This window comes from Actinoallomurus bryophytorum (assembly GCF_006716425.1).
Classification (GTDB): Bacteria; Actinomycetota; Actinomycetes; order Streptosporangiales; family Streptosporangiaceae; genus Actinoallomurus; species Actinoallomurus bryophytorum.
This window is the reverse complement of sequence record NZ_VFOZ01000001.1, coordinates 5412523-5435030: the sequence shown is the minus strand read 5'-3', so window position 1 is coordinate 5435030 and position 22508 is coordinate 5412523. Positions and strand designations below refer to the sequence as shown.

18 protein-coding genes are annotated in these 22508 nt (G+C 69.7%); 7 read left to right on the top strand and 11 right to left on the bottom strand.

Translation table 11 applies throughout. The features are described from left to right. Positions 1–89 precede the first annotated feature (89 nt). Together FB559_RS25520 and FB559_RS25515 are read right to left on the bottom strand one after the other, a co-directional pair. Complete coding sequence (locus FB559_RS25520) at positions 90–857, bottom strand: class I SAM-dependent methyltransferase (protein ID WP_141958339.1); 768 nt, start codon at positions 855–857, stop codon at positions 90–92. Positions 858–865: 8 nt separating this feature from the next. Continuing rightward, positions 866–2971, bottom strand: coding sequence for a prolyl oligopeptidase family serine peptidase (locus FB559_RS25515; protein ID WP_141958337.1), 2106 nt, complete (start codon positions 2969–2971; stop codon positions 866–868). Between the two features lie 599 nt (positions 2972–3570). Between FB559_RS25515 and FB559_RS25510 the strand changes: the two genes are divergently transcribed. From FB559_RS25510 to FB559_RS25500, 3 genes are all read left to right on the top strand, one after another. Then, positions 3571–4077 (top strand): hypothetical protein, encoded by a 507-nt coding sequence (locus FB559_RS25510; RefSeq protein ID WP_141958335.1) that lies wholly within the window; start codon positions 3571–3573, stop codon positions 4075–4077. A 203-nt stretch (positions 4078–4280) separates the two neighbouring features. Then, entirely contained in the window at positions 4281–4790 is a 510-nt protein-coding gene (locus FB559_RS25505; RefSeq protein WP_141958333.1) for an HNH endonuclease, read from the top strand. An 18-nt stretch (positions 4791–4808) separates the two neighbouring features. Continuing rightward, complete coding sequence (locus FB559_RS25500; protein WP_141958331.1) at positions 4809–5012, top strand: FmdB family zinc ribbon protein; 204 nt, start codon at positions 4809–4811, stop codon at positions 5010–5012. A gap of 550 nt (positions 5013–5562) precedes the next feature. Here FB559_RS25500 and FB559_RS25495 read toward each other — a convergent pair. Beyond that, positions 5563–6102, bottom strand: a complete 540-nt coding sequence (locus FB559_RS25495; RefSeq protein WP_246122040.1) for a GNAT family N-acetyltransferase — start codon at positions 6100–6102, stop codon at positions 5563–5565. A 4-nt stretch (positions 6103–6106) separates the two neighbouring features. Then, positions 6107–7738, bottom strand: a complete 1632-nt coding sequence (locus FB559_RS25490) for an NsdA family TPR-like regulatory protein (protein ID WP_141958329.1) — start codon at positions 7736–7738, stop codon at positions 6107–6109. A 457-nt stretch (positions 7739–8195) separates the two neighbouring features. On the opposite strand from FB559_RS25490, the gene FB559_RS45760 reads away from it, so the two are divergent. From FB559_RS45760 to FB559_RS25475, 3 genes are all read left to right on the top strand, one after another. Then, complete coding sequence (locus tag FB559_RS45760; protein WP_246122032.1) at positions 8196–8336, top strand: hypothetical protein; 141 nt, start codon at positions 8196–8198, stop codon at positions 8334–8336. Between the two features lie 631 nt (positions 8337–8967). Continuing rightward, the gene (locus FB559_RS25480; protein WP_141958326.1) at positions 8968–9951 is read left to right on the top strand and encodes a mechanosensitive ion channel family protein; all 984 of its coding nucleotides are present in this window, start codon (positions 8968–8970) and stop codon (positions 9949–9951) included. A 13-nt stretch (positions 9952–9964) separates the two neighbouring features. Further along, complete coding sequence (locus tag FB559_RS25475) at positions 9965–10348, top strand: globin (protein ID WP_141958324.1); 384 nt, start codon at positions 9965–9967, stop codon at positions 10346–10348. Here the strand turns inward: FB559_RS25475 and FB559_RS25470 are convergent. From FB559_RS25470 to FB559_RS25445, 6 genes are all read right to left on the bottom strand, one after another. Next, a complete protein-coding gene (locus FB559_RS25470; protein WP_141958322.1) occupies positions 10332–11513 on the bottom strand; it encodes an MFS transporter in 1182 nt (393 codons plus the stop codon). The genes FB559_RS25475 and FB559_RS25470 overlap by 17 nt on opposite strands. A gap of 98 nt (positions 11514–11611) precedes the next feature. Next, complete coding sequence (locus FB559_RS25465) at positions 11612–13021, bottom strand: S28 family serine protease (RefSeq protein WP_141958320.1); 1410 nt, start codon at positions 13019–13021, stop codon at positions 11612–11614. Between the two features lie 123 nt (positions 13022–13144). Further along, complete coding sequence (locus tag FB559_RS25460; protein ID WP_141958318.1) at positions 13145–13582, bottom strand: acyl-CoA thioesterase; 438 nt, start codon at positions 13580–13582, stop codon at positions 13145–13147. 309 nt (positions 13583–13891) lie between these two features. After that, entirely contained in the window at positions 13892–15592 is a 1701-nt protein-coding gene (gene ettA, locus FB559_RS25455) for an energy-dependent translational throttle protein EttA (RefSeq protein WP_141958316.1), read from the bottom strand. A 928-nt stretch (positions 15593–16520) separates the two neighbouring features. Beyond that, positions 16521–17795, bottom strand: a complete 1275-nt coding sequence (locus FB559_RS25450; RefSeq protein WP_141958314.1) for a GGDEF domain-containing protein — start codon at positions 17793–17795, stop codon at positions 16521–16523. Between the two features lie 1530 nt (positions 17796–19325). Continuing rightward, a complete protein-coding gene (locus tag FB559_RS25445; protein WP_185792395.1) occupies positions 19326–19865 on the bottom strand; it encodes a single-stranded DNA-binding protein in 540 nt (179 codons plus the stop codon). A gap of 204 nt (positions 19866–20069) precedes the next feature. On the opposite strand from FB559_RS25445, the gene FB559_RS25440 reads away from it, so the two are divergent. After that, positions 20070–21101: a hypothetical protein gene (locus tag FB559_RS25440; protein ID WP_185792394.1), complete on the top strand. Its 1032-nt coding sequence runs from the start codon at positions 20070–20072 to the stop codon at positions 21099–21101. Between the two features lie 170 nt (positions 21102–21271). Here FB559_RS25440 and FB559_RS25435 read toward each other — a convergent pair whose 3' ends face one another. Further along, entirely contained in the window at positions 21272–22213 is a 942-nt protein-coding gene (locus tag FB559_RS25435) for an aldo/keto reductase (RefSeq protein ID WP_141958308.1), read from the bottom strand. Positions 22214–22508 lie beyond the last annotated feature (295 nt).

The window sequence follows — 22508 nt, the reverse complement described above, 5'->3', positions numbered from 1 at the left end:
GACGCCGGGCGCTCCACCAGCGCGGCCATGCTCATCGACCGGCCGGAAGGCGAGGACGAGCGGGCCGGGCTTTGACGCATCCCGGATCTCTAGCCGAGGGTGGCGCCGGTGAACTGCATGAGGCCGTAGGAGCGGCGCCGGATCGCGGAGAAGCCGGCGTTCGAGAGGGCCTCGGCGATCTCCGTCTGGCCGAACATCCGGATGCCGGTGAGCCGGCTCAGGGCGCCCATGCCCCGGCCGACGAGCGGCAGCCGTGGGCGGCGGGTGGCGAGCACGACGAGGTGGCCGCCCGGCCGCAGCACCCGTGCCATGCTCGCGACCGCGGCCCACGGGTCCTCGAAGAGGTAGAGGGCGCCGTAGCAGCACACCGCGTCGAAGGTGTTCGCGCGGAACGGCAGGTCGACCGCGTCGCAGCGTACGTAGGCGATGTCGGCCCCACCGGCACGTACGTGCGTGTCCGCGACGGCACGCTCCAGCATGGTCGCCGACGCGTCGGCGCCGACCACGAGGCCGTCCGCCGTCATGCCCGAGGCCAGTGCCCTCGTCACGTTGCCGGGGCCGCAGGCCACGTCCAGGACGGTCGCGTCCGGCGTGTCGGCCAGGCCCAGCCAGTAGCGCGCCAGGGCGTACTCCTCGGCGGTGCTCGGCCCGAGCGGGCCGCCCTTGGACAGGCCGAAGACCACCGGCCGCCACACGTGCTCGTAGATCCGCGGTAGTGCGCCTGAGCGCATGAGCCGCTGCGCGACCGTGTCGTGTGACTCCGCCGCCTCGCCCAGGAGGTCGAGGTGGCCCCGGCCGACGTCGGGCTCGGCCGGGGCGGACTCCAGCAGCTTCAGGACACGGTCCAGAGCGATCATGGACGCTATTAGACACCTTCCTCAATAGTCAGCCCGGTGTGGGCGGCCGTGAAGGCGAGCGTGTCCACGGTCAGGTCGACCGAGCGGCTGATCGCGCGCGACCCGTGGCCGACGTCGGCCTCGTTGCGCAGCAGGATCGGCGTGTCGGCGGTGTTCGCGTGCTGCAGGGCCGCGCACATCTTGCGTGCGTGCAGCGGATCCACGCGGGTGTCGCTCTCGAACACCGTGAACAGCGTGGCCGGATAGGCGACGCCCTCACGTACGTGGTGGTACGGCGAGTAGGCGTACAGCCACGCGAACTGCTCGGGATCCTCGGCGGAGCCGTACTCGACGTTCCACGTCTCGCCGAGCCCGAACTTCTCGTACCGCACCATGTCCAGCAGCGGCGCGGAACAGACCGCCGCGGCGTACAGGTCCGGCCGCTGGGTGATCGCCGCGCCGACCAGCAGGCCGCCGTTGGAGCCGCCGGCGATGGCCAGCTGCTCGGCCGTGGTCCAGCCGTCGGCGATGAGCTTCTCCGCGGCGGAATGGAAGTCGTCGAAGACGTTCTGCTTCTTGTCCAGCATCCCGGCGCGATGCCAGCCCTCGCCCTCCTCCGAGCCGCCGCGCAGGTTCGCGACGACGTAGACGCCGCCCGCCTCGACCCACGCCAGGGTCGTCGCGGAGTACGCGGGGGTCAGCGGGATGTTGAAGCCGCCGTAGCCGTACAGGATCGCCGGGCGCGGGCCCTCGTGGCCGGGCCGGGCCACGACGATCATCCGCACCTCCGTGCCGTCGTAGGAGGTGTAGGTGACCTGGGTGGCCTCGACGTCGGGGACCTCGACGGCACCCGGTGCCGACGCCCAGAGCGTGATCTCGCCGGTACGCGCGTCGAACCGGTGGACCGACACCGGCGTGATGTTGTCGGAGTAGACGAACCACGCCTCGTGGCCGCCCTCCGGGCGTTCGCCGATACCGCCGATCGAGCCGAGGCCGGGTACGGGCACCTCGCCGATGCGTTCGCCGGTCTCCAGGTCGTGGATGCTGATCTCGCTGAGCGCGTGGCGGGTCCAGCCGGCGAGCAGGATCGGCCGGTCCAGGTCGTCGAGGATCGCGAAGTCCGACAGCACGGCCTCGGGGTCCTCGGGGATGAGGTCCCGCCAGGTGTCACTGGACGGCGTGGCCGGATCGGTGACGCACAGACGGCCGCGCGGGGCGTCACGGTCGGTGAAGATGTACGCCCGGCCGTCGCGGCCGACCTGGAGCCCGGTCTCCGCGTCGACATTCTGCTGTACGACCTCGAGCCGGGGGTCCTCCAGCGGCGACGTACGCAGGTCGGCGATCCACAGGTCGTTGCGCGGCGCGGTGCCCTGCGAGGAGGACAGCGTGAGCCAGTTGCCGTCGCGGCTGACCCCGACGCCGTAGTAGTTCGTCTTCTCCAGGCCCTCACCGAAGATCATCACGTCGTCGGTCTCGGGGTCCGTGCCCACCCGGTGCAGGTAGACGCGGCGGTGGTACTGGTCCTCACCGGCGGGCACCTGGTCGGCCCTGAGACGGCGTACGTAGTAGTACGCCTCTCCCCCGGGCAGCCAGGCGACCGGGGTGTAGCGGCACCGGTCGATCGGCCCCTCGACCGCCTCACCGGTGGCGATGTCCATGACGTACAGCTTGGACTCCTCGTCGCCGCCGTGAGAGAGCTGGTACGCGAGGCGCCGGCCCTCCTTGTCGGGCTGCCAGGAGTCGAGCGTCGTGGTGTGGGAGGGGTCGAGCGCCATCGGGTCGATCAGCGCGCGCTCGGTCTCCTCGCCGCCCTCCGTCTCGGGGGGATCGACCGTGTAGAGCACGGCGTGCTCCTGCTCGGCCGTACGGCGCATGAAGAAGCGCCTCTCGCCGCGCCAGAAGGGCGAGCTCAAGGTGCCGGAGCCGAGCAGCTCCCGGATGCGGGCGCGCAGGCGGTCACGGCCCGGCAGGCCGTCCACCTCGCCGTGGAACAGCTCGTCCTGCTCCGTCAGCCACGTCTTGGTCTCCTCCCCGTGCGGGTCCTCCAGCCAGCGGTACGGGTCGGGTACGCGCTGGCCGTGGACGTCCTCGACGAGATCCTCACGGCGCGCGGAAGGGTACGGCGGTCGGCTCATGTGCGCACTCTACGAGGTCATGGCGCCGATCAGGACCGGCCATGCCGGTTTAACAGCAAATGTCGGTGGCCGGGCGTATCGACGATGAAACCGGTTGGCATGGGAGTGGTCAGATGGATTCATGGGTTCTGCCACCGGCGCTTCCGTGCCCGCGTGGTCGGTGCCGGCCCGCTTCTGGAGTGCGGGTTGACCGGCCGGCCACTCCGTGAGGAGCCGGGGACGGTCGTCGCCCCGGTCGCCCGGCGGGTCTTCCTGCGGGTTCCGGGGAAGTCGGCCAAGGGCGGATCCGCTTCGACCTGCGGCCCGTACGTGGGGCCGGTACGTGGGGCCCGTGCGTGGGGCCCGTGCGTTGGGCACCGAACCGTACGCCGGACGGGGATGGAGCGGCGTGCCCGCTCTGGGCTCGATGATCCCGCTGTGCGGGCCCGACGGCATGGCAGGGGTCGCCGACCGATCCGGTGCCGAGAGGAGCGCTGGTCCGTCTGGGCCGGACCTTGCCGGCTCATGGCCGAATGATGACGAACATCGACGGCGGCGCGGCGTCACGGACCGTAATCTGGGCCGGCGGACCTTGTTGCATGTCGATCGGGGGGTTGGACATGAGAGGCAGCATCGCGCTACTCGCGTTTCCCGTACTGGCCGTCGCGCCGTCGGCCCACGCGGCCGGCCCGCCGCCGGCGGCCGATCTGCGGATGGTGTACGTACACCCGCAGATCGCCAAGGACAGCTCCGGAGTCACCTGGCACTGGGTGCTGACCAACAGTGGCGCCGCGGGCGCCGAGACGGTCGTCGCCACCCACCGGGTCTCGCCCGACCAGAAGATCGTCGGGGTCTCCCAGCCGTGCGCGGGCCAGGGAAACGACGTCGTGTGCCAGTTCGGGTCGATCAAGCCCGGAGAGAAGCAGGCCGGCTGGATCAAGACCAAGGTGGCCCGGCCGGGCGGCGATCTGCGCGTCAACGCCCAGGTGACGTGGCGCGAGAACCAGAGCATCCTGCCGGATATCGGCGACCCGTCCGCGGTGGACGCTTCGGACGCCTGGGGCGCCTCCGGGACCGACGCCACGGCGGAGATGCCCAGGCAGGACTCCTCGCTGACAGATCCGTGATGAAGAGCCCTTTACAGCGTTTGCCGGGTAATGGGGTAGCGAAATCCGCATCTCAGCGGCCACACTGATTTCAGTTCGGGTATCACCCGTGAGGAGGTCCTCGTGGCGGGTGCGCTGGTGCTGGAGATCGTCAAGCCTCGTCTCGAGGCGCGCTGGAGCGTGCCCCACGGGGCCACCGGCGCCTGCGTCCCGGAGGGCGTCTGATGAGACAGGTACTGCTCCTCAACGCGACATACGAGCCACTCACCACTTTGCCGCTGCGGCGCGCCGTCTGCCTGGTCCTCCGGGAGAAGGCCGAGATCGTCCACCATGACATCTCGGGCGCCTGCCTGCGTTCGGCGACCGCGGTGGTGGAGCTGCCGTCGGTGATCCGATTGCTGCGCTACGTACGCATCCCGTACCGACAACGCGTGCCGCTCACCCGGGCGGCTCTGATGCGGCGTGACAACTTCCGCTGTGTCTACTGCGGTCGCCGCGCGGAGACGATCGACCACGTGATCCCGCGCAGCCGTGGCGGAAAGCATCTGTGGGAGAACTGCGTCGCTTGCTGTATGCCCTGCAATCACCGCAAGGCGGACAAGCTCCTGGAGGAGCTGGGCTGGCAGCTACCGGTCACACCCGCCGTACCCCGGGGGGCGCACTGGCGCCTGATCGGGCTGGTCCACGACGGCGATCCCCAGTGGGCGCCGTACGTCAACGAGCCCGCCGCCTGATCGGCGTATCCTGGGCAGGTGCCACGTTATGACTTCCGCTGCCGAGCGTGCGGTTCGACGTTCGAACTCAGCCGCCCGATGAGCGAGTCGTCCTCCCCCGCCACCTGCCCGGACGGTCACGACGACACGGTGAAACTGCTGTCCACGGTCGCCATGACAGGCGGCGCGGCGGCCCCGCCCCAGAGCGGAGGCGGCTGCTGCGGCGGCGGCTGCTGCGGCTGACCCCTAGGCCGGGCCCACGTCGCCCGGCCCGCTGACGGAGCCGTCCATGCCGATGCCGTGTGGCGCCGCCTAGACGGCGCCAACACGACGTTATCCACAGAACCCCGCTCTACTTCCACCCACCGCTGATCCCGCTGGACAATGAAAGTGGGATGGCACCCCCCGGGCGGGAGGGCTCCAGACGGGCGGGAGGGCTCCAGACGGGCGGGAAGGCTCCAGACGGGCGGGAAGCCGGGAAGGCTCCAGCGCCGGGAACTCCAGTACCGCGCGTATCACTGGCCAACACTCGGAGCCGTGGCAGCACTGGCAAGACCACCACCCGCCCAGATCACCACCACCTCGGACCACTGCCCTCTCTGGCGGGGGCCTTTCAATCACCATCTGCTCAGACCATCCCCACAGACAGGCGGTCCCTCACGCGAGGCGGCCCATCAGAACACCACCCGCTTAGAACACCACCCGCTCAGACCATCACGCCCTCACGCCTCCGCCCTCTCGGGCGGGGCGGCGTCACCAGGCCCCCCGGGGTGGCTCGGAGCGCTGTTCCCGGTCAGCCGGTGAGGTGTTTTTCGAAGTAGACGGTGACGGTGGTGCCGGTGACCTTGCGGTTGATCTCCTGCCAGTCCGAGGAGCGGTACAGCTCCAGCGCCACCGGCTGTTTCACCGTCGTGTCGGCCTGGAGGGTTCGGTAGCCGAGTTCGATCGCGCGTTCTTCCAGCACGGTGACGATGGCGGCGCCGTACCCCTGGCCCTGCTGGTCAGGGCGGACTCGCAGGCGCACCATCTCGGCGGTGCCGGGGTCCACGCGCCGGAGGCCGCCGATCGCGGCGACGGTGCCCTGGACCTCGCCTACCAGGAACTCGCCGCCCGCGTGGAGATAGATCTCCTCCACCCGGGCGAAGTCGTCGTCGTAGTACACGCCGTCGCCTGGGCGCAGGCCGACCTGGGCCAGGCATTCCTGGTGGAGGGCGAACACCGGTGCGTGGTCCTCGGAGACGTATCTGCGGATGCGCAGAGCGGAGAAGGTCCAGAGCGGCGGGTTCTTGCGCCGCCGCTGGGGAGCGGCGGCGGCGCCGAGCACGCGGGCCACGGGGTCAGGTCTGCTTCTCGTCGGAGGAGACGACCCTCGCCGGTGTGGCCAGGACCTCGCGGAACTCCTTGGCCGCGTTGATCTCGCCGTACTGTGCGACGGCGGCGCCGACGAGCTGGCGGGCGCGCTGGGCGATGATGTCGGTGAACTGGCCGGGCGACAGGGCGAGCACGCTGTCCTGTGCGGCGCGCAGGGCCTCTTCGGGTTCGCCCTTCTGCAGCCGGCACGAGGCGCGGTTCAGCCAGATGAGGGTGCGGTCGAGCTCGGCACTGGCCGGGTAGAGCGTCAGGGCGCGGCGCAGTGACTCCTCGGCGTGGGTGTGGTCGCCCAGGTTGGTGTAGGTGTCCCCGATGTGGAAGGCGAGCTGCCGCTCGGTGTAGCCGAACGCCGTGTCGGCCACCTGGTCCCTGCCGAGCTGGCCGAAGACCGCCTGGCCCCGGGCGATCGCCCGTTTGGCGCTGCCGGCGGCGTCTCCGCGGCCGCGCTTGACCAGCATGCCGAGGGCGCGGGCCTCCACGATCGGGGCCATCGCGGCGGCGGCGCTGGGCGTACGGCCGGCGAGGTCCTGTGCGCGCCGGGCCAGGTGCAGGGACTCGCGCGGGTCGCCGTAGTACATCGGCACGAGCGCCTCCCGCACGCTCACCCACGACCTCAGGCCGCGGTCGCCGGTCTCGTCGGCGGCGGTGCGTGCCGTACGGAAGAAGGAGCGGGACAGGCGGTGGTCGCCGAGGTTGATCATGATGGCGCCGGCGAGCCCGGAGAGCTGGGCGGCCAGCCGGCACAGGCGTTCTTGCAGCTCGATCGGTTGTCGCTGCTCGCACATGCGGCGTACCTCGCTGAAGTCGAGCAGCACGTCGCACATCAGGCGGAGCGGCGGTGTCGAGGTGTACTGCTTGCCGTACCCGAGCGCGGTCTCCTCCCACTGGTCGAGCATGGTCGGCGAGACCGAGGCGTTGACCAGCGTGTCGTCCATCTTGCGGCGGACGCCGTCCACCGCGCCCAGGATCTGGCCATCGAGCGCCACGCCCGCCCCGGCCAGAAGTTGCAGAAGGGTTCGCCGAAGCACTGTCTCCTCCTCCTCCCCGCGTCCGCCACGGGAGTCCTCGGCGCGGTACTGGACCCCGGAGATGTGCGGTGCGGAGAACGGTTGTCGTATCGGATCGTTGTCGATCATCAAGGACCCGGGCCTGAGCACGATGTCGGGCTCGCGGGAGGACTGGACGCCGAGGGCGCCGTCCGAAGGCGGAGAGTGGGAGCGTCCGCAGACACAGGGCCCCGGTAATCCGAGGTCGGTCGGCTCGACGCGGTAGACCCGGCAAAGGTCATGGAGGTAGGCCGGGCCGGGCCGCTTGTAGCCGCTCTCGTACGCGGACAGCAGGGTCTCGCCGAGCTTGGGCCTTGGCCGTCCGTCCAGCTCGTATAACGCTCTGACCTGCGCGACGACGTCGGAGAGCGCGATGCCGTGCGCGAGACGATGTGCCTTGATCCGGCTCGTGCCGTGGATCGGCGCGCATCCGTCGTGGATGGCCCTGGCGATCTGTGGTGGTGCGTGTCCGAGGGCCAGCCCGCGAGCTCGGATGGACCGGGCGAGATCCGCTTCTTTACGTGGCGGCTCGGTATCCGCGACGTCTGGCATTTCCGGCCTCCTCAGGGGGGAAGGAGCCGACCGGCGCTGCGATTATGGCTCAGGGGAGACACTTGCGTACGCAGCGTAACCCTGGTGTCGCCGTACGCCAACCAGATTGCCCGGAAACACCACGAGATTAACTTCCCGGCACCCACCGGAGCAGAGGTTCCTCATGCGCCGAATGAGAAACCTCCTCCCGCGTCGGGCGATTGTGGTCCGCGTGCCTTCGGGATGCTCTTGACCATGCCCCACGGCCTTGCGATTCTCGCAGCGCGTAGTCGATCGCGTCCGAAGCGTGAAAGGGGAGTCATCCGAGATGCCGGATGAACGCCGGGTTGGATACCTCGAAGGCCTCGTTCGCGAGTTATGCGAGCGCGGTCTGGTCGCAAGGGTGGTCCGTTCCCGTTCTGGACCGGCCTTCTGCAGGGTCGTCAACCCGGAGGCGGCGAGCCTTTCGGAGAACGTCATGTGCGCGCCCGCGCCCGGCGGCACCGATCAACCCCCCTGGTACTTCTGGTGGTCCTGGGGTGAGCCGATGCACGCCGTCGATGATCCATGCGGTGCGGCCGTCAAGGTGGCACGCGTCCTGGAGGCGCACCGCGACTAGCGCCTGTCTCACGAGCCTGTCCGTACCCAGCGGCGTCACTTCGCGCGGAGCCGGCCTGTCCGGCCGGCGACGGGGGCGGCGCGACTGGGCGCCGCGCAGTGGGCGGCGGGCTCATGGAACAGGTTCCAGGGGGTGAGCGTCCCGCGGGACCGCGACCGGTGGCGCGGACTGACCGGTCCCGCGGGGCCCTCGTACGATCGCCGGCCCGGCCGGCGCCGCAAGAGGCATGTCCGAGGTTCCGCTGCCCGGCGCCTCGCCGAGAACCGGATTCGTCAGCCACGCGGCCTACGCGACGACGGCTGGTCAGGACCTCCGCCGGGGATCCCGGCATCGGGGTTCCGAAGGACGCCCCCCGGGCAGGCGCCGTGGGGCCGGCGGGTCGGATCGTCCGCTGAGCGTGGCCACCACGTCCCGCTCGCCGCCGACCGCCTGACCAGGTCATTCACCCCATCTGCTCCCGTCCAAGACATGATCATGGTGGCGGAGCGCACACCCGATATGGACGCCGCCGTCTCACCGTTCGCCTACCATCGGTGTCTGGCTTACCGGCTACGCGGCCTCGTGGGCGGGGCCGTCGGGGAGGGTTTTCTCTGTGCTCGCGTTCTCCACTGTTGCCTCTGTCCTCCCATTCATGGCGGACAAAGGGAAGGCGGTGGACTACTGCCAGGTCCCGGTCAGCATGGGATGCAAGCTGACCTGGAACTTCAGCCACAACGGCGGCGTCACCCGCACCTACAGCGAATGGCTGGACGGCGAAAGTCCGATCACCCTCGCGCTGAAGATCATTCTCTGCGTCGCCATCGCGCTGCTGCTGCGCCGCGTCGTCAACCGGACGATCACCCGCATCACCCTGCGGATGGCCGAGGGCACGATGTCCGAGCGCATCCGCGAGCGTACGCGGACGATCTTCGACGGCAGTCCCGTCCTGGTCAGCGAACGCCGCAGGCAGCGCGCCGAGACGATGGGGTCGGTGCTGCGCAGCATCGCCTCGATCATCATCCTCGGCACCGCCTCCATCACCGTGCTCGGCTACATCGGCCTGGACCTCACACCGTTCCTCGCCAGCGCGAGCATCATCGGTGTCGCGGTCGCCTTCGGCGCGCAGAGCGTCGTCAAGGACTTCCTCACCGGCATCTTCATGCTGCTGGAGGACCAGTACGGCGTGGGCGACGTGGTCAACCTGGGCGAGGCGAAAGGGACGGTCGAGGCGGTGACGCTGCGCACGACCCGGGTGCGCGATGTCAACGGCGTGGTCTGGTACGTCCCGAACGGTGAGATCAAGCGGGTCGGCAACGAGTCTCAGAACTGGGCCCGCGTGGTGCTCGACGTGCCCGTGGAGTACGACGCCGACCTCGACAAGGTGCGGACGATCCTGTCCGAGACCGCCGGCCGGATGGCCGTCGATCCGCCCTGGGACGAGGTCATCATCGAGGACCCGACCGTATGGGGCGTACAGGCGCTCTCGGGTGAGGCGATCGTCGTACGCGTCGTCTGCAAGACGGCTCCCGGCCGGCAGGCCGACACGGCGCGTGAGCTGCGTGAACGCGTCAAGAAGGCATTCGACGCCGCGGGCGTCAACGTGGCCACTTTCAAGGAGGACACGTCCGCCGCATAGGGTGGACCACGCCATGGCACAAGAAGTCACGTTCTTCGAGGCGGTCGGCGGCGAGCCCACCTTCCGCCGGCTCGTCCACACCTTCTACGAGGGCGTCGCGGCCGACCCGGTGCTCCGCCCTCTCTACCCCGAAGAGGATCTCGGGCCCGCCGAGGAGCGGCTGCGGCTCTTCCTCATCCAGTACTGGGGTGGGCCGCGCACGTACAGCGAAAATCGCGGCCACCCGCGGCTGCGGATGCGGCACGCGCCGTTCGCGATCGGCGAACGCGAGCATGACGCGTGGCTGACCCACATGCGTACCGCGGTCGACGAGCTCGGGCTTTCGGAGCAGTTGGACAAGATGCTGTGGGACTACCTCGTCATGGCCGCGCGAAGCATGATCAATCAGATGGGCTGACCTCGTCCGGGTGCCCGGTGCCGAGGTGCGCGGGGATCAACGCGGCGGCGGCCAGGGGAAACACCACGACCGCGGCGAACGCGGTGCCGTACGTCGCCCCGGTGACGAGCGCGCCGAGCGCCGGCGGGGTCGCGGCGGCCAGGAGGTTCTGCCCGGTGTTCTGGATGCCCAGCGCGCGTCCGGCCCAGGAGCGCCCGGCGTACTCCGCCACGGCGGTGAAGGCGAGCCCGTTCGTGGTCACCGTGATGACCGCCGCGGCGAGCAGCGCCACCGTCGCGAGCCCGCGGCCCGACAGTGCTCCGGCGGCGAGGACGGCCATGACGAGCCCGATGGTGAGGGCGAGCGTACGCATCGGCCGTACGCGGCTCCCCGCGCGGTCCGACCAGTGGCCGACGGCCAGCCGAGCGACCGCGCCGCCGACCTGCGTCACCGCCAGGACCCGGCCCGCGGTCGCGGCGTCCCAGCCGCGTGCGTCGACGAGGTAGACGAGGGCGAAGGCCGAGACCGCGAACTGCGGCACCACCAGCAGCGCGCTGGCCGCGTGGATACGCCACAGGACCGGCGTGCGGTACGGGGATCCGGCGCGGTGCTCCTGGCCGGTCCCGGCGCGTTCCGGGTCGCGTACGAGCAGGCCCACGAGCAGCGCGGCACCCAGGCAGCAGCCGGCCAGCAGGTACAGGCCGCCGTCGAGGCCGGCGCGCTCGGCGAGCGGTGGCAGCGTGAGTGCGGCGAGGCCGACTCCGAGCGGTTGCCCGGTCTGGCGTACGCCCATCGCCAGCCCGCGCTCATGTGCCGCGAACCAGCCGAGGATCAGCCGCCCGCTGGCGGCGTGGATGGAGGCGCCCCCGGCTCCGGCGACGAAGAAGCAGGCGCCGAGTTGTGCGGTGCCCGACGTCCTCGTCGCGGCGAGCAGGGCGAGCCCGGCGATGGACAGGCCGGTGCACAGGATGATCCGTTCGCCCCAGCGGTCGGCGGCGATGCCCCACAGGGTCAGGGCGACCAGGAGCCCGGCGACCGGGCAGGAGATCACGATCGCCGCCTCACGGAGCGACAGGCCGTTGTCCGCCCGGAGCGCCGGGATCAGATAGGGCAGACCGTACTGGTACGCGCATCCGGCGATCATCGCGAACAGCCCGACAATGAGGATCAACCACCGCCTGCTCATGATGTGATACTAACGTCTCATATATTGGGACATCTCTTGGGCACGAAGAAGGCCCTCGCCGCGCTTGCCGGCGAGGGCCTTCCGTCGCTTTGACGCGGTTACAGGCGCGGGTGCTGAGCCAGTACGGGGTCCTCGGTGACCTGGGGGCCGACCAGCGACCTGGCCTGCTGCTGAGGAGTCGCCTTCACGCCGGCCCAACGGAGCAGGTCGGCCGTGACCTCCGCCTTCTGCGCGGCCGGAAGGGTCGCGATCAGGTGGGAGCTGTGGTTCTGGCCCGGTGACACATAGACCTTCGAGTCACGTGCGCCCGGACCGACACGGAACGCCTCGGCACCCCACGGGTCGTTCTGACCGTAGATGAACGCCATGTGCGTCGCGCTGGTGCGTACCCAGTGGTCGACATCGGACATGGCCTTCGGGTCGAACTTCATCGGGATGTCGCTCGGCACGTACGTCCGCGGCTGGTAGGTGCTCTCCCAGCGCAGCAGCGGGTGCAGGTACTTGAACTGCGGTGACGGCCAGCCGAGCTGGGTGCCCGCCTGGTAGTAGTACGGGATGTAGGGCTCGAGGCCCTGGTCGGTGTAGGTCAGCGCGCCGGAGATCTCGTCGAAGAAGTTGTAGATCTCATCCGTGGAGGCCGTGGTGGGCGGGACTCCCGGGCACTCCGACTGCAGGTGGTACTGCCAGAACGCCCACTCGAAGTCCATCACCGAGTTCTCGAAGGCCTGGTCGACGGACTTGATGATCTTCCAGGTGTAGCCGGCCTCCTGGGCGGCGGCGGTCATCCGCGCCTCCATCTCGGGGCGGCGCTTGAGCATCTCGCGCTGGAGGTTCTGCAGGTCGGCGCGGCACTTCGGGTCGGTGCCGACCGTCTTGAAGAACTTGTCGTACGCGCTGTCGTCCTTGTTGTTCACATCGTTCGGCGCGACGTAGGCCACCGTGCCGTCGACGTCACCCGGGTAGAAGCGCTTGTGGTACGTGGCGGTCATACCGCCCTTGCTCGCCCCGGTGGAGATCCACTTGCCGTGGTAGATCGTCTTGAGCGCCTTGATGAGATCGTGCTCGTCGGTGGCCGCCTGCCAGATGTTGTCCTTGCTCCACACCGTCGGCTGCGGGATCGACGGCGTGAAGTAGCGGTACTCCACGGAGATCTGGTTGCCGTCCACGAGCCCGGTCGGCTCGGACAGGAACATCGTCTCGGGCGTGTTGTAGCCGCTCGTGTAGAGGACCATGGGCCGGTCGTCGGACTTGTGCTCGAGCAGGACGCGCTGCTCGAACCAGCCCTTGCTCGGGTTCCGGTGGTCGACCGGCTGGCGGTAGTTCAGCCAGAACCAGCGGTAGCCCGTCAGGGTGGAAGTCTTCTCCTCCACGGTCATGCCGGGAATCGCCTTCAGCCTGGCCGCCACGTCCTCATCGGCCCGGCTCGGCGCCGCGTGCGCGGTACCCGAGACGCCGCTGAGGCCCGCCGCGAGCAGCACGGCCAGCACCCCTCGTGAGACCTTACGCATTCTCACCCCTTTGTGTCGCGCCAATGGCAGGCGCGACATTACGGGTATTGAGTGCTAAAAAGGGATCTTCCGCGAGGGTTCGTTACAGAACTGTCGCCGGTCTAACTGACAGCGAGTCAGGTTCTACTGGTATTCGCGCAGGAAGGCGAGCTCGTCGTCCCTGAACCTCCGGGCGCGGGTCTTCTCGAGGTCGTACGCGACGATGACCGAGGAGGCACGTACGTAGACGTGCTCGTCGTCCCGGACCTCGTACGCCACGGAGAAGGACCCGGCGCGCAGTTCGGTCACCCAGGTCTCCACGCGTACGAGGTCGGGCCCGAACAGCAGCGGCCGGCGGTAGTCGATCTCGTGGCGGGCCACGACGAGACCGTGCAGCGGCTCGCGTCCCTCACGCTGGGGGTCCAGGCGGAACATCGCGATCCGCGCGTCTTCCAGGTAGGTCAGGTAGCGGCAGTTGTTCACGTGCCCGAGGACGTCGATATCGCCGAAGCGCACGTGGAATTCGTGGACATGCCGACGACTCTCGCCGAGCCGGTCGGCGCCGAGGGCTGGCTGAACCATTTGTCACCTGTCTCATGAGGCGTACCGGTCGCGCCCAGTCTTCCGGTCCCTCGGCGTCCGGGGGACGGCGGGTGCCGTCGCTCAGCGCCGGGCGTGGCGCTGCTTCCCTGTCCTGGCCTCTGCCGGGGGCCGACCTGTTGACCGGAGCCTGTGAGGCCGGTCGCCGGCCGGGCATGGGCCGCTTGGGGCAGTGACCGGGCTGGGCCGCTTGGGACAGTGACCGGGCTGGGCCGCTTGGCGCAGTGGTCGGGCTGGGCCGTTTGGGGCAGTGGTCGCGCCGGGCGTCGGTGCGGCCACTGCCCGTACGGGTCAGCGGGTGAGCTTGCGGTACGTGACGCGGTGCGGGCGGGCCGCCTCGGCGCCCAGGCGCTCGATCTTGTTCTTCTCGTAGTCGGCGAAGTTGCCCTCGTACCAGAACCAGGTCGAGCCCTCTTCCCACGCCAGGATGTGCGTGGCGATGCGGTCGAGGAACCACCGGTCGTGGGAGGTGATCACGGCACAGCCCGGGAACTCCAGCAGGGCGTTCTCCAGCGACCCGAGCGTCTCGACGTCGAGGTCGTTGGTGGGCTCGTCGAGGAGCAGGACGTTGCCGCCCTGCTTGAGGGTGAGGGCGAGGTTGAGCCGGTTGCGCTCACCGCCGGAGAGTACGCCCGCGGGCTTCTGCTGGTCCGGGCCCTTGAACCCGAACGCGGCGACGTACGCGCGGCTCGGCATCTCGACCTGGCCGACCTTGATGTGGTCGAGGCCGTCGGAGACGACCTGCCAGACGTTCTTCTTGGGGTCGATGCCGCCGCGGCCCTGGTCGACGTACGAGAGCTGGACCGTCTCGCCGACCTTGAGCACGCCGTCGTCCGGCTCTTCACCGTCGTCCGCCACCCCGGGAGGCGCACCCGCACCGGCCTGCCCGACGATCATCCGGAACAGGGTCGTCTTACCGACGCCGTTGGGCCCGATGACGCCGACGATGCCGTTGGGCGGAAGGGTGAACGAGAGCTTCTCCATCAGCAGCCGGTCGTCGAAGCCCTTCGTGAGGTGGTCCGCGACGATCACCGTGGTGCCCAGACGGGGCCCCGGCGGGATCTGGATCTCCTCGAAGTCGAGCTTGCGGTACTTGGCCGCCTCGGCCGCCATCTCCTCGTACCGCTGCAGACGGGCCCGGCTCTTGGTCTGACGCGCCTTGGGGTTGGAGCGCACCCACTCCAGCTCGTCCTCAAGGCGCTTCTTCTTCTTGACGTCCTTCTGCCCCTCGACCTTCAGCCGCTCGGCCTTCTTCTCCAGGTAGGTGGAGTAGTTGCCTTCGTACGGGTGGCAGCGGCCACGGTCGAGCTCGAGGATCCAGCCCGCCACCCGGTCGAGGAAGTAGCGATCGTGGGTGACGGCGAGGACGGTGCCCTCGTACTTTTCGAGGAACTGCTCCAGCCACTGCACGCTCTCGGCGTCGAGGTGGTTGGTGGGCTCGTCGAGGAGAAGCAGGTCGGGCGCCTGCAGGAGGAGCTTGCACAGCGCCACGCGGCGGCGCTCACCGCCGGAGAGCTGGGTGACGGTCGCCTCGGGCGGCGGGCAGCGGAGGGCGTCCATGGCCTGCTCGAGCTGACTGTCGAGGTCCCACGCGTTGCGGTGGTCGAGCTGCTCCTGGAGCTTGCCCATCTCGTCGAGCAGCTCGTCGGAGTAGTCGGTCGCCATCTTCTCGGCGATCTCGTTGAACCTGTCCAGCATCGCCTTCGTCTCGGCGACGCCTTCTTCGACGTTGCCCAGGACGGTCTTGTCCTCGTTGAGCGGCGGCTCCTGCTGCAACATGCCGACGGTGAACCCGGGCATGAGCTTCGCATCGCCGTTGGAGACCTGCTCGAGGCCGGCCATCATCTTCAGCAGGGTCGACTTACCCGTGCCGTTCGGTCCGACGACACCGATCTTTGCTCCGGGCAGGAAGCTGAGGGTGACATCGTCGAGAATGACCTTGTCACCGTGCGCTTTGCGCACACGCTGCATCGTGTAGATGTACTCCGGCATGTCCACAAGCCTATGGCCTCCGAGATGGTGCACTTACCGGCCTGGGCGGTTGTCCCGCCCGCGTTCCACAACCGGCCAGCCGGGTGTCGTCAACCCGCCTCTCGCGCCGGGGGCAGCTCTCTTTCGGGGGTGGGGCTGGTGGGTGGCGGTGCCTCGGTTTGGATCGACGGCGCTCGGCTCTACACCGGCGGCGAACCGCTAGACCGCCGGGAACGCCGGTCACGTATCGGAGCCGCCACGCACGAGGGCCGGTCACGTACGAGGGAGATCGCGAGACGTCACGCACTACGGCATCGCGACGAGACGCTCACACACGAGAGCCATCACGCACGAGAATGCCGCGCACGAGAAATCAGGCCGCGAGGTCGCGGGGGGGGTGAATGATCGGCCGCGGCCGCATGTCCTTTGCGCACTCGGCACTCGGTAGGCCACGCCACAAGCCGTGCTGGCTACAGATCGCGCCGCCTCGTAGGCCGCGCTACCCCACAGGCCGCGCCAACTCGCCTCAAAATCAGCACCGCACAAAGCGCGCCACCTCGCGGGCCGCGCTACCCGTGAGGCCACCCCACAAACTGCGGCCTTCTGGACACCGCCACTTCGGCCCCGCGATCTCGCCACCTCCACGCCCCGGCCTTCGCAAACCGCGCCACCCTGCGAATCGTGCTACCCCACAGGCCGCGCTAACCCGCGTGCTATCCCATACGCCAACCGGTGCAGAAGGCCGAAGTGTCCATGCCGAGAACCGAGCCCGCAGCGGACGGTCCCGCGACCGGCGAACCCACCCGCGCCGACGACACCGGCCCCAGCACAGCCACGTGGGGCACACCGCCTTGCCGCCCCGCAAGCCGCGGTACCACGCCTGGCACGTCGAGGGCGGCGGTTGCCGGTCATGCGAAAGCGTCCGCCGTCCGTTGGGCGTTCGTGGGGGTCAGGCCTTCTGGGTAGCGGGGAGGCAGATCCGGTCACGGCCGGATTTCTTGGCGCGGTAGAGGGCGAGGTCGGCGGAGGCGAGGAGTTCGAGTAGATCCTGGCCGTGGGTGCGGAACAGGGCGACGCCGACCGACACCGTGACGGTGACCGACTCGTCGTCGGCGGGGACGGACAGTCGCCGTACGCGGTTGCGGAGGCGTTCGGCCACGCGGCAGCCCTCGAGGATGTCGGCGCCGGGTAGGAGGACGACGAACTCCTCGCCGCCGAATCGGCCGATGACGTCGTACTCGCGCAGTTGGCTGACCAAGGTGCCGGCCACGCCGATCAGGACCTGGTCGCCGGCCAGGTGCCCGTGAGCGTCATTGACACGCTTGAAGTGGTCGATGTCGATCAGAAGGAGTGCCAGTGACTCGCCGGTGCGGTTGGCGCGGGCGATCTCGGTGTCGGCCTCGCGTTGCCAGGCCGCAGCGTTGAGCAGGCCGGTCTTGGCGTCGGTACGGGCCGCGGCCTGGAGTTGCTGGTGCATCAGGCTGCGTTGGAGCAGCATCACCGGCGGAAGGGCGACGAGGATCAATAGGGGGGTGAGCGCGCAGGCGATGGTGACGAGCACGCCGAGGCAGAGCTCGACGACATCGAGAACCAGGTGCTCTCGGTTGCGCATGTGCTCATGCCAACGGCACCCTGGCGCGGAGCTGTGCGCGGCCACGGCCACGATCGCCGTGTTGATCAGCGTGAACAGCACGGCGCAGCCGATCATCGCCGGAATGATGGCGTCCAGATCGGTGAGCCACTGCGCGTTCCCTCGTAGCGGGTCGGACACGACGAGGTGGAAGGTGGCCGAGGCGGCGGCCCCGGCAAGACCGTGTGCGGCCGAGACGAGCGCTCGCCGGTGCAGCAAAGTCCGGCGGACACGCAGTTGCAGAAGCGCCTGCATCGGGATCGGGATCAGCAGGGCGTACACGGGGGGCAGGAGCAACGCCACCGGCAACCACCAGGCGGACAACAGGTCACGCCCGATACCGGCGGGCATGCCGAGCCGTCGCGACGCCTCGATGCAGATGGCCCCGGCCGCCATCAGCGCGCCGAACGTCAGCAGGGCCGGGGTCCGCCACACCGTATGGGAGGCCAGGGCGCCGATCAGGATGAAGTGCAGGCCGACGACAACGACGACGTACGCGATCGTCGGGGTGGGCTGGGTGAGCAGAGGCCAGCGTTGTGGCTTACGAGTCAGATCGCCCCGGTCCTCGGCGGCCGACTGATGCAGTGCCGTCATCATTCCCCCAACGGATCGGGCCGGAGCCGCACGGCAGGGCAGCCCTTTGGCGGAGGGCGGCCCGCGCTCACCCATCATCGAATCACGTTCAGTAATAGGATAGTTGCAATGTGTGCGGAGTGGGCAGGAAAAGCTGTACCTTCTTAGGACGCCCGAGGGATGAAGGGCGTACGCTCAGGCCCGCAGGCGCTCATCGCCCTCCTGAGTGCCCCCGTAACCCGTCCGGTCTGGCGCCGGGTGGGATGCACCATTTCCGGAAAGGGAATCAGGATGCGCGGAGTCTCCTGGATCTGACGCTGACAGGGCCCGAAGCCCTGCCGTCCGCCCGACCCGCTGGTCGTCCATCTGGGCCGAGCTACTACTAGCTGCCACGACAACGGATACGCCACGCCACACCACCCTGCTGGTGCCGGCGCAGGAGGCGCCGTACCCGTGAACGACACCCCCTGCGCATAGCAAGGCGAACAGCGTTCTGCTCACCAGGACCGCCCGGACCTCCCAAGGATGCGGAGGCCCGGCGTATGGCGCAGCCTGGTGGGAGACCCACTGCGGCGTGGCCACGGCCTGCACGTGAGACCTACGGGGTGACAGCGACCGCCGCGGGACGCGCAGCCGTCCGGGTGAGTACAGCAGGGTGGGAATCCACTGCGGCGTAGCCCACGGCCTGCGCGTGAGACCTGCGGGGTGACAGCGACCCACCGCAGGACCCGCAGCCGCTGGGTAGTACAGCCGGCACCGTGAGGGCAACCCGCAGATCACCGCGTCCGCAGCCCCACCGCGTCATCACAGCCCCCAGCTTGGGTCGCAACTCTCTAGGTGACTGCAATCCCCAGCTAGTCGCAACGCGCGGGGTGACCGCCGCGTCCGGCGTGACCGGCGATTCGCGAGGTGATCGTTACCCGCAGGGTTGGTCTCGCCGCGCAAGGGCGCTCGCACCGTGGTCGTATCTGCGTGCTGTGATCACGACTCACCATGTGAGCACGATCCGCGAGTTGAGTAACGGGCCTATGTGCAGGTCAGGTCGTTGCTCTGTGGTCGTGCTCTGTGATTGTTGCGCCGTGGTCGCTACCTCCTGCGGTGCCGGGCAGTGGCCGGGCCTTGGCCCGGGTACCTCGGGCTAGACCGGCCTACCGTGATAACGACTCCGGGCGGCAGCGTCAGGTTGCCTTTCGTGCCCAAGAGACGCCTGGATGGACGTGGTTGTTCATCGCTCCCCTCCTACGTGTCTGTGCGATGAGTGTGACCTCACGAATCCGTTCGCTCGATCGGATGGCGCCGTCCGCGCGGTCGGTGCCTGCTGGTCGCGTGGCCGATGTCTGATGCCGAAACCAGATCGTATGGGCGGAGGACCTCGATCGCTTGGAGGGAGGGCGGAGTGCGTCGATGGCATGGCATTTCCGGCACTTCCGACCTTTTCGGCGTGTCTCGACTCTGATCGGCGTACCCGGGGGACGAGGTGGGCGTACACGGCGGTTCTTGGCTTTCTGGGTCATTGGGGTTTTGCGGCGTGTTCGAGCCCCCGTCGGGCGGTTAGGCGACCGCACGGAATGGGCCTGCCTCTCCGTTTTCGTCCGTGTCATCGAGTTCGTCGGCGGCGTCTCCGGTCTGAGTCGTGATCCCCGCGACGAGATCTTCGGACATGTCCTCCTCCAGCCAGCGGTCGGCGAGATCATCGGCCAGGCGCCGGTCCTCCGGCATGCTTGCGGACCGCTGCGACCTCTGGAACCGGGCGATACCCCGGCTCAGGTCGTGGCCCACCGTCGTGGCCTCGATCTGGGCTGAGAACCGCGGCTGCCCGTCCTTGCTGTATTCGCGGATGCGGAGCTTGCCGGTCACGATGACGGGATCGCCACGTTGCAGCTCACACCCCTGCAGGTTGTCGGCGAGCGTGCGCCAGCAGCTGACCGTCAGGAACATGGGGTCCTCGTCGCGCCACTGACCGATCTCCCGGTCGTAGCGACGAGGAGTGCTGCCGATCCGCAACGACATGAGCGACGTGCCACTCGCGAGGATCTCGAAGCGGGGGTCTTGGGCGACGAAGCCGACCACAGTGACGATTGCGTCGTTCACGAATAATCTCCCGATCTGTGCGGGGCGGCCCGGTGCCGCCGATGTGAGAAACACCGTGACCGATGACGGGTGCTTGCTGCCAGACCCCTGTGTCATCTGTGGATAACTCCGTGTGACCGATTGGGGGCGGCTGCTGGTGGCGCGCGCACTGCGGATTTTCGCCCTTGCCTGGGCTGGATTCTGCGAGGCGCCAGACAGCGGGAAGTGCACAGGACCGGCGGGTCAGCCGGGCGGCGGAGCGGCGGAGCGGCGGAGCGGCGGAGCGGCGGAGCGGCGGAGCGGCGGAGCGGCGGAGCGGCGGAGCGGCGGAGCGGCGGAGCGGCGGAGCGGCGGAGCGGCGGAGCGGCGGAGCGGCGGAGCGGCGGAGCGGCGGAGCGGCGGAGCGGCGGAGCGGCGGAGCGGCGGAGCGGCGGAGCGGCGGAGCGGCGGAGCGGCGGAGCGGCGGAGCGGCGGAGCGGCGGAGCGGCGGAGCGGCGGAGCGGCGGAGCGGCGGAGCGGCGGAGCGGCGGAGCGGCGGAGCGGCGGAGCGGCGGAGCGGCGGAGCGGCGGAGCGGCGGAGCGGCGGAGCGGCGGAGCGGCGGAGCGGCGGAGCGGCGGAGCGGCGGAGCGGCGGAGCGGCGGAGCGGCGGAGCGGCGGAGCGGCGGAGCGGCGGAGCGGCGGAGCGGCGGAGCGGCGGAGCGGCGGAGCGGCGGAGCGGCGGAGCGGCGGAGCGGCGGAGCGGCGGAGCGGCGGAGCGGCGGAGCGGCGGAGCGGCGGAGCGGCGGAGCGGCGGAGCGGCGGAGCGGCGGAGCGGCGGAGCGGCGGAGCGGCGGAGCGGCGGAGCGGCGGAGCGGCGGAGCGGCGGAGCGGCGGAGCGGCGGAGCGGCGGAGCGGCGGAGCGGCGGAGCGGCGGAGCGGCGGAGCGGCGGAGCGGCGGAGCGGCGGAGCGGCGGAGCGGCGGAGCGGCGGAGCGGCGGAGCGGCGGAGCGGCGGAGCGGCGGAGCGGCGGAGCGGCGGAGCGGCGGAGCGGCGGAGCGGCGGAGCGGCGGAGCGGCGGAGCGGCGGAGCGGCGGAGCGGCGGGGCGAGCATGACCCAGGAGCGTGATCTGCGGTTCTTCGACGTCGGCGGGCCGGGACGCGAAGAGGCCGAGTGGGCGAGCGCGCCGCTCGGCCGTGCGGATGCGTGCGCGTGGGCTCGACCGCTGACCCGCGCCGGGCGATTCTCAGCCTGCGACGGACTCGTTCGAATTCAGTAGAGCGCCCGAATCCAGTCTCTGGGCGGTACCGGGTACGGGCGGAACTCTCACAGGTTGCGCGGTAGGCGACCGCGTGTCAGCTAGCCGAGTACGTTGTCCCTCGATCGCGTAGGGACGGCAACCAGCGCGGCTCGCGTCGCGTCGTTGCGCGGTAGGCGACCGCGTGTCAGCTAGCCGAGTGCGATGTCCCTCGATCGCGTAGGGACGGCATCCAGCGTGGCTTGCGTTGCGTCGTCGAGCACGATCGCGCCTGCGGCGGCGTTCGCTTGAAGGTGTTCGGCGTTGGTGGTGCCCGGAATGAGGAGGACGTTCGGGGCGTGGTGGAGCAGCCAGGCGAGGCCGACCTGCGCGGGGGTCCTGCCCAAAGACTGCGCGGCGGCTACGACGGCCGGCTCGTCGGTCACCTTCGGCAGGCCGGGGAGGGCGCTGCCGAGAGGGAAGTACGGGACCCAGGCGATGTTCTCGGCGACGCAGAGGTCAAGCATGTCCTCGTCGTCGCGTGCCACGAGGCTGTAGGCGTTCTGCACGCAGGCGATGCCCGCCGGGATACCGCGGCGCAACCTGTCCAGGGTCACGCTGCTTAGCCCGATCGCGCCGATCTTGCCCTCGTCGCGCATCGCGACCATGACCGCTAGCTGGTCGTCGAGATCGACCACCTGCTCACCCTCGGCCTGGGGACCGGGCCCGTCGTCCGCGCGGCGGAGGTTCACCAGCGGGATCTGCTCGAGACCTAGGCTCGTGAGGTTGTCCTCGACGCTCGCCCGTAGCTCCTCGGGCCGCTGCGCGATACGGAGCGGGGCGGGCCCGCCAGGGTTCGGGGTGGCGCCGACCTTGCTGGCTACGAGGACTCCGTCCTCGGGGCGGATCGCCTCACGGATGAGGCCGTTGACGTAACCGTCGCCGTAGAAGTGGGCCGTGTCGATGTGGTCGATGCCCAGCTCGACCGCCCGTCGCAGGATTGCCACCGCCTCGGCTCGGTCACCGTGCAGACGCAGCTGCATCGCCCCGTAGCCGATGCGGGAGACGGTACGGCCGGCCAGCAGACCAGGGCCGCCGGGGCGCGGGGCGCCGGTGGCCGTGTTCTCGGGAGAGGGGATACCGGTGGAGGGCATGGAAATCCCGTCGTCGCTCGATGATGGGGGAAGCGGAGAAGGGCCTCCGCTACTGCGACTGTAGCACTACCGGAGACATCTCCGCTTGCGGCTGTCCGGACTGACGTACCCGATGGGCGAGCCCACTCTGTGCCGCGCCATAGTCGGTCGAGGGGTCTGACCAGGGCGTCTACTGCTGGGCGGCCAGTCCCTCGGTTCCTGAATTGATCTCTGCGTGGCCGATGGTCGGCTGGTGTCACTTAGCCGGAGCGAAGCGCAGCCCCAAGATGCGGAGATCTTGGTCCTGCACGTAGGA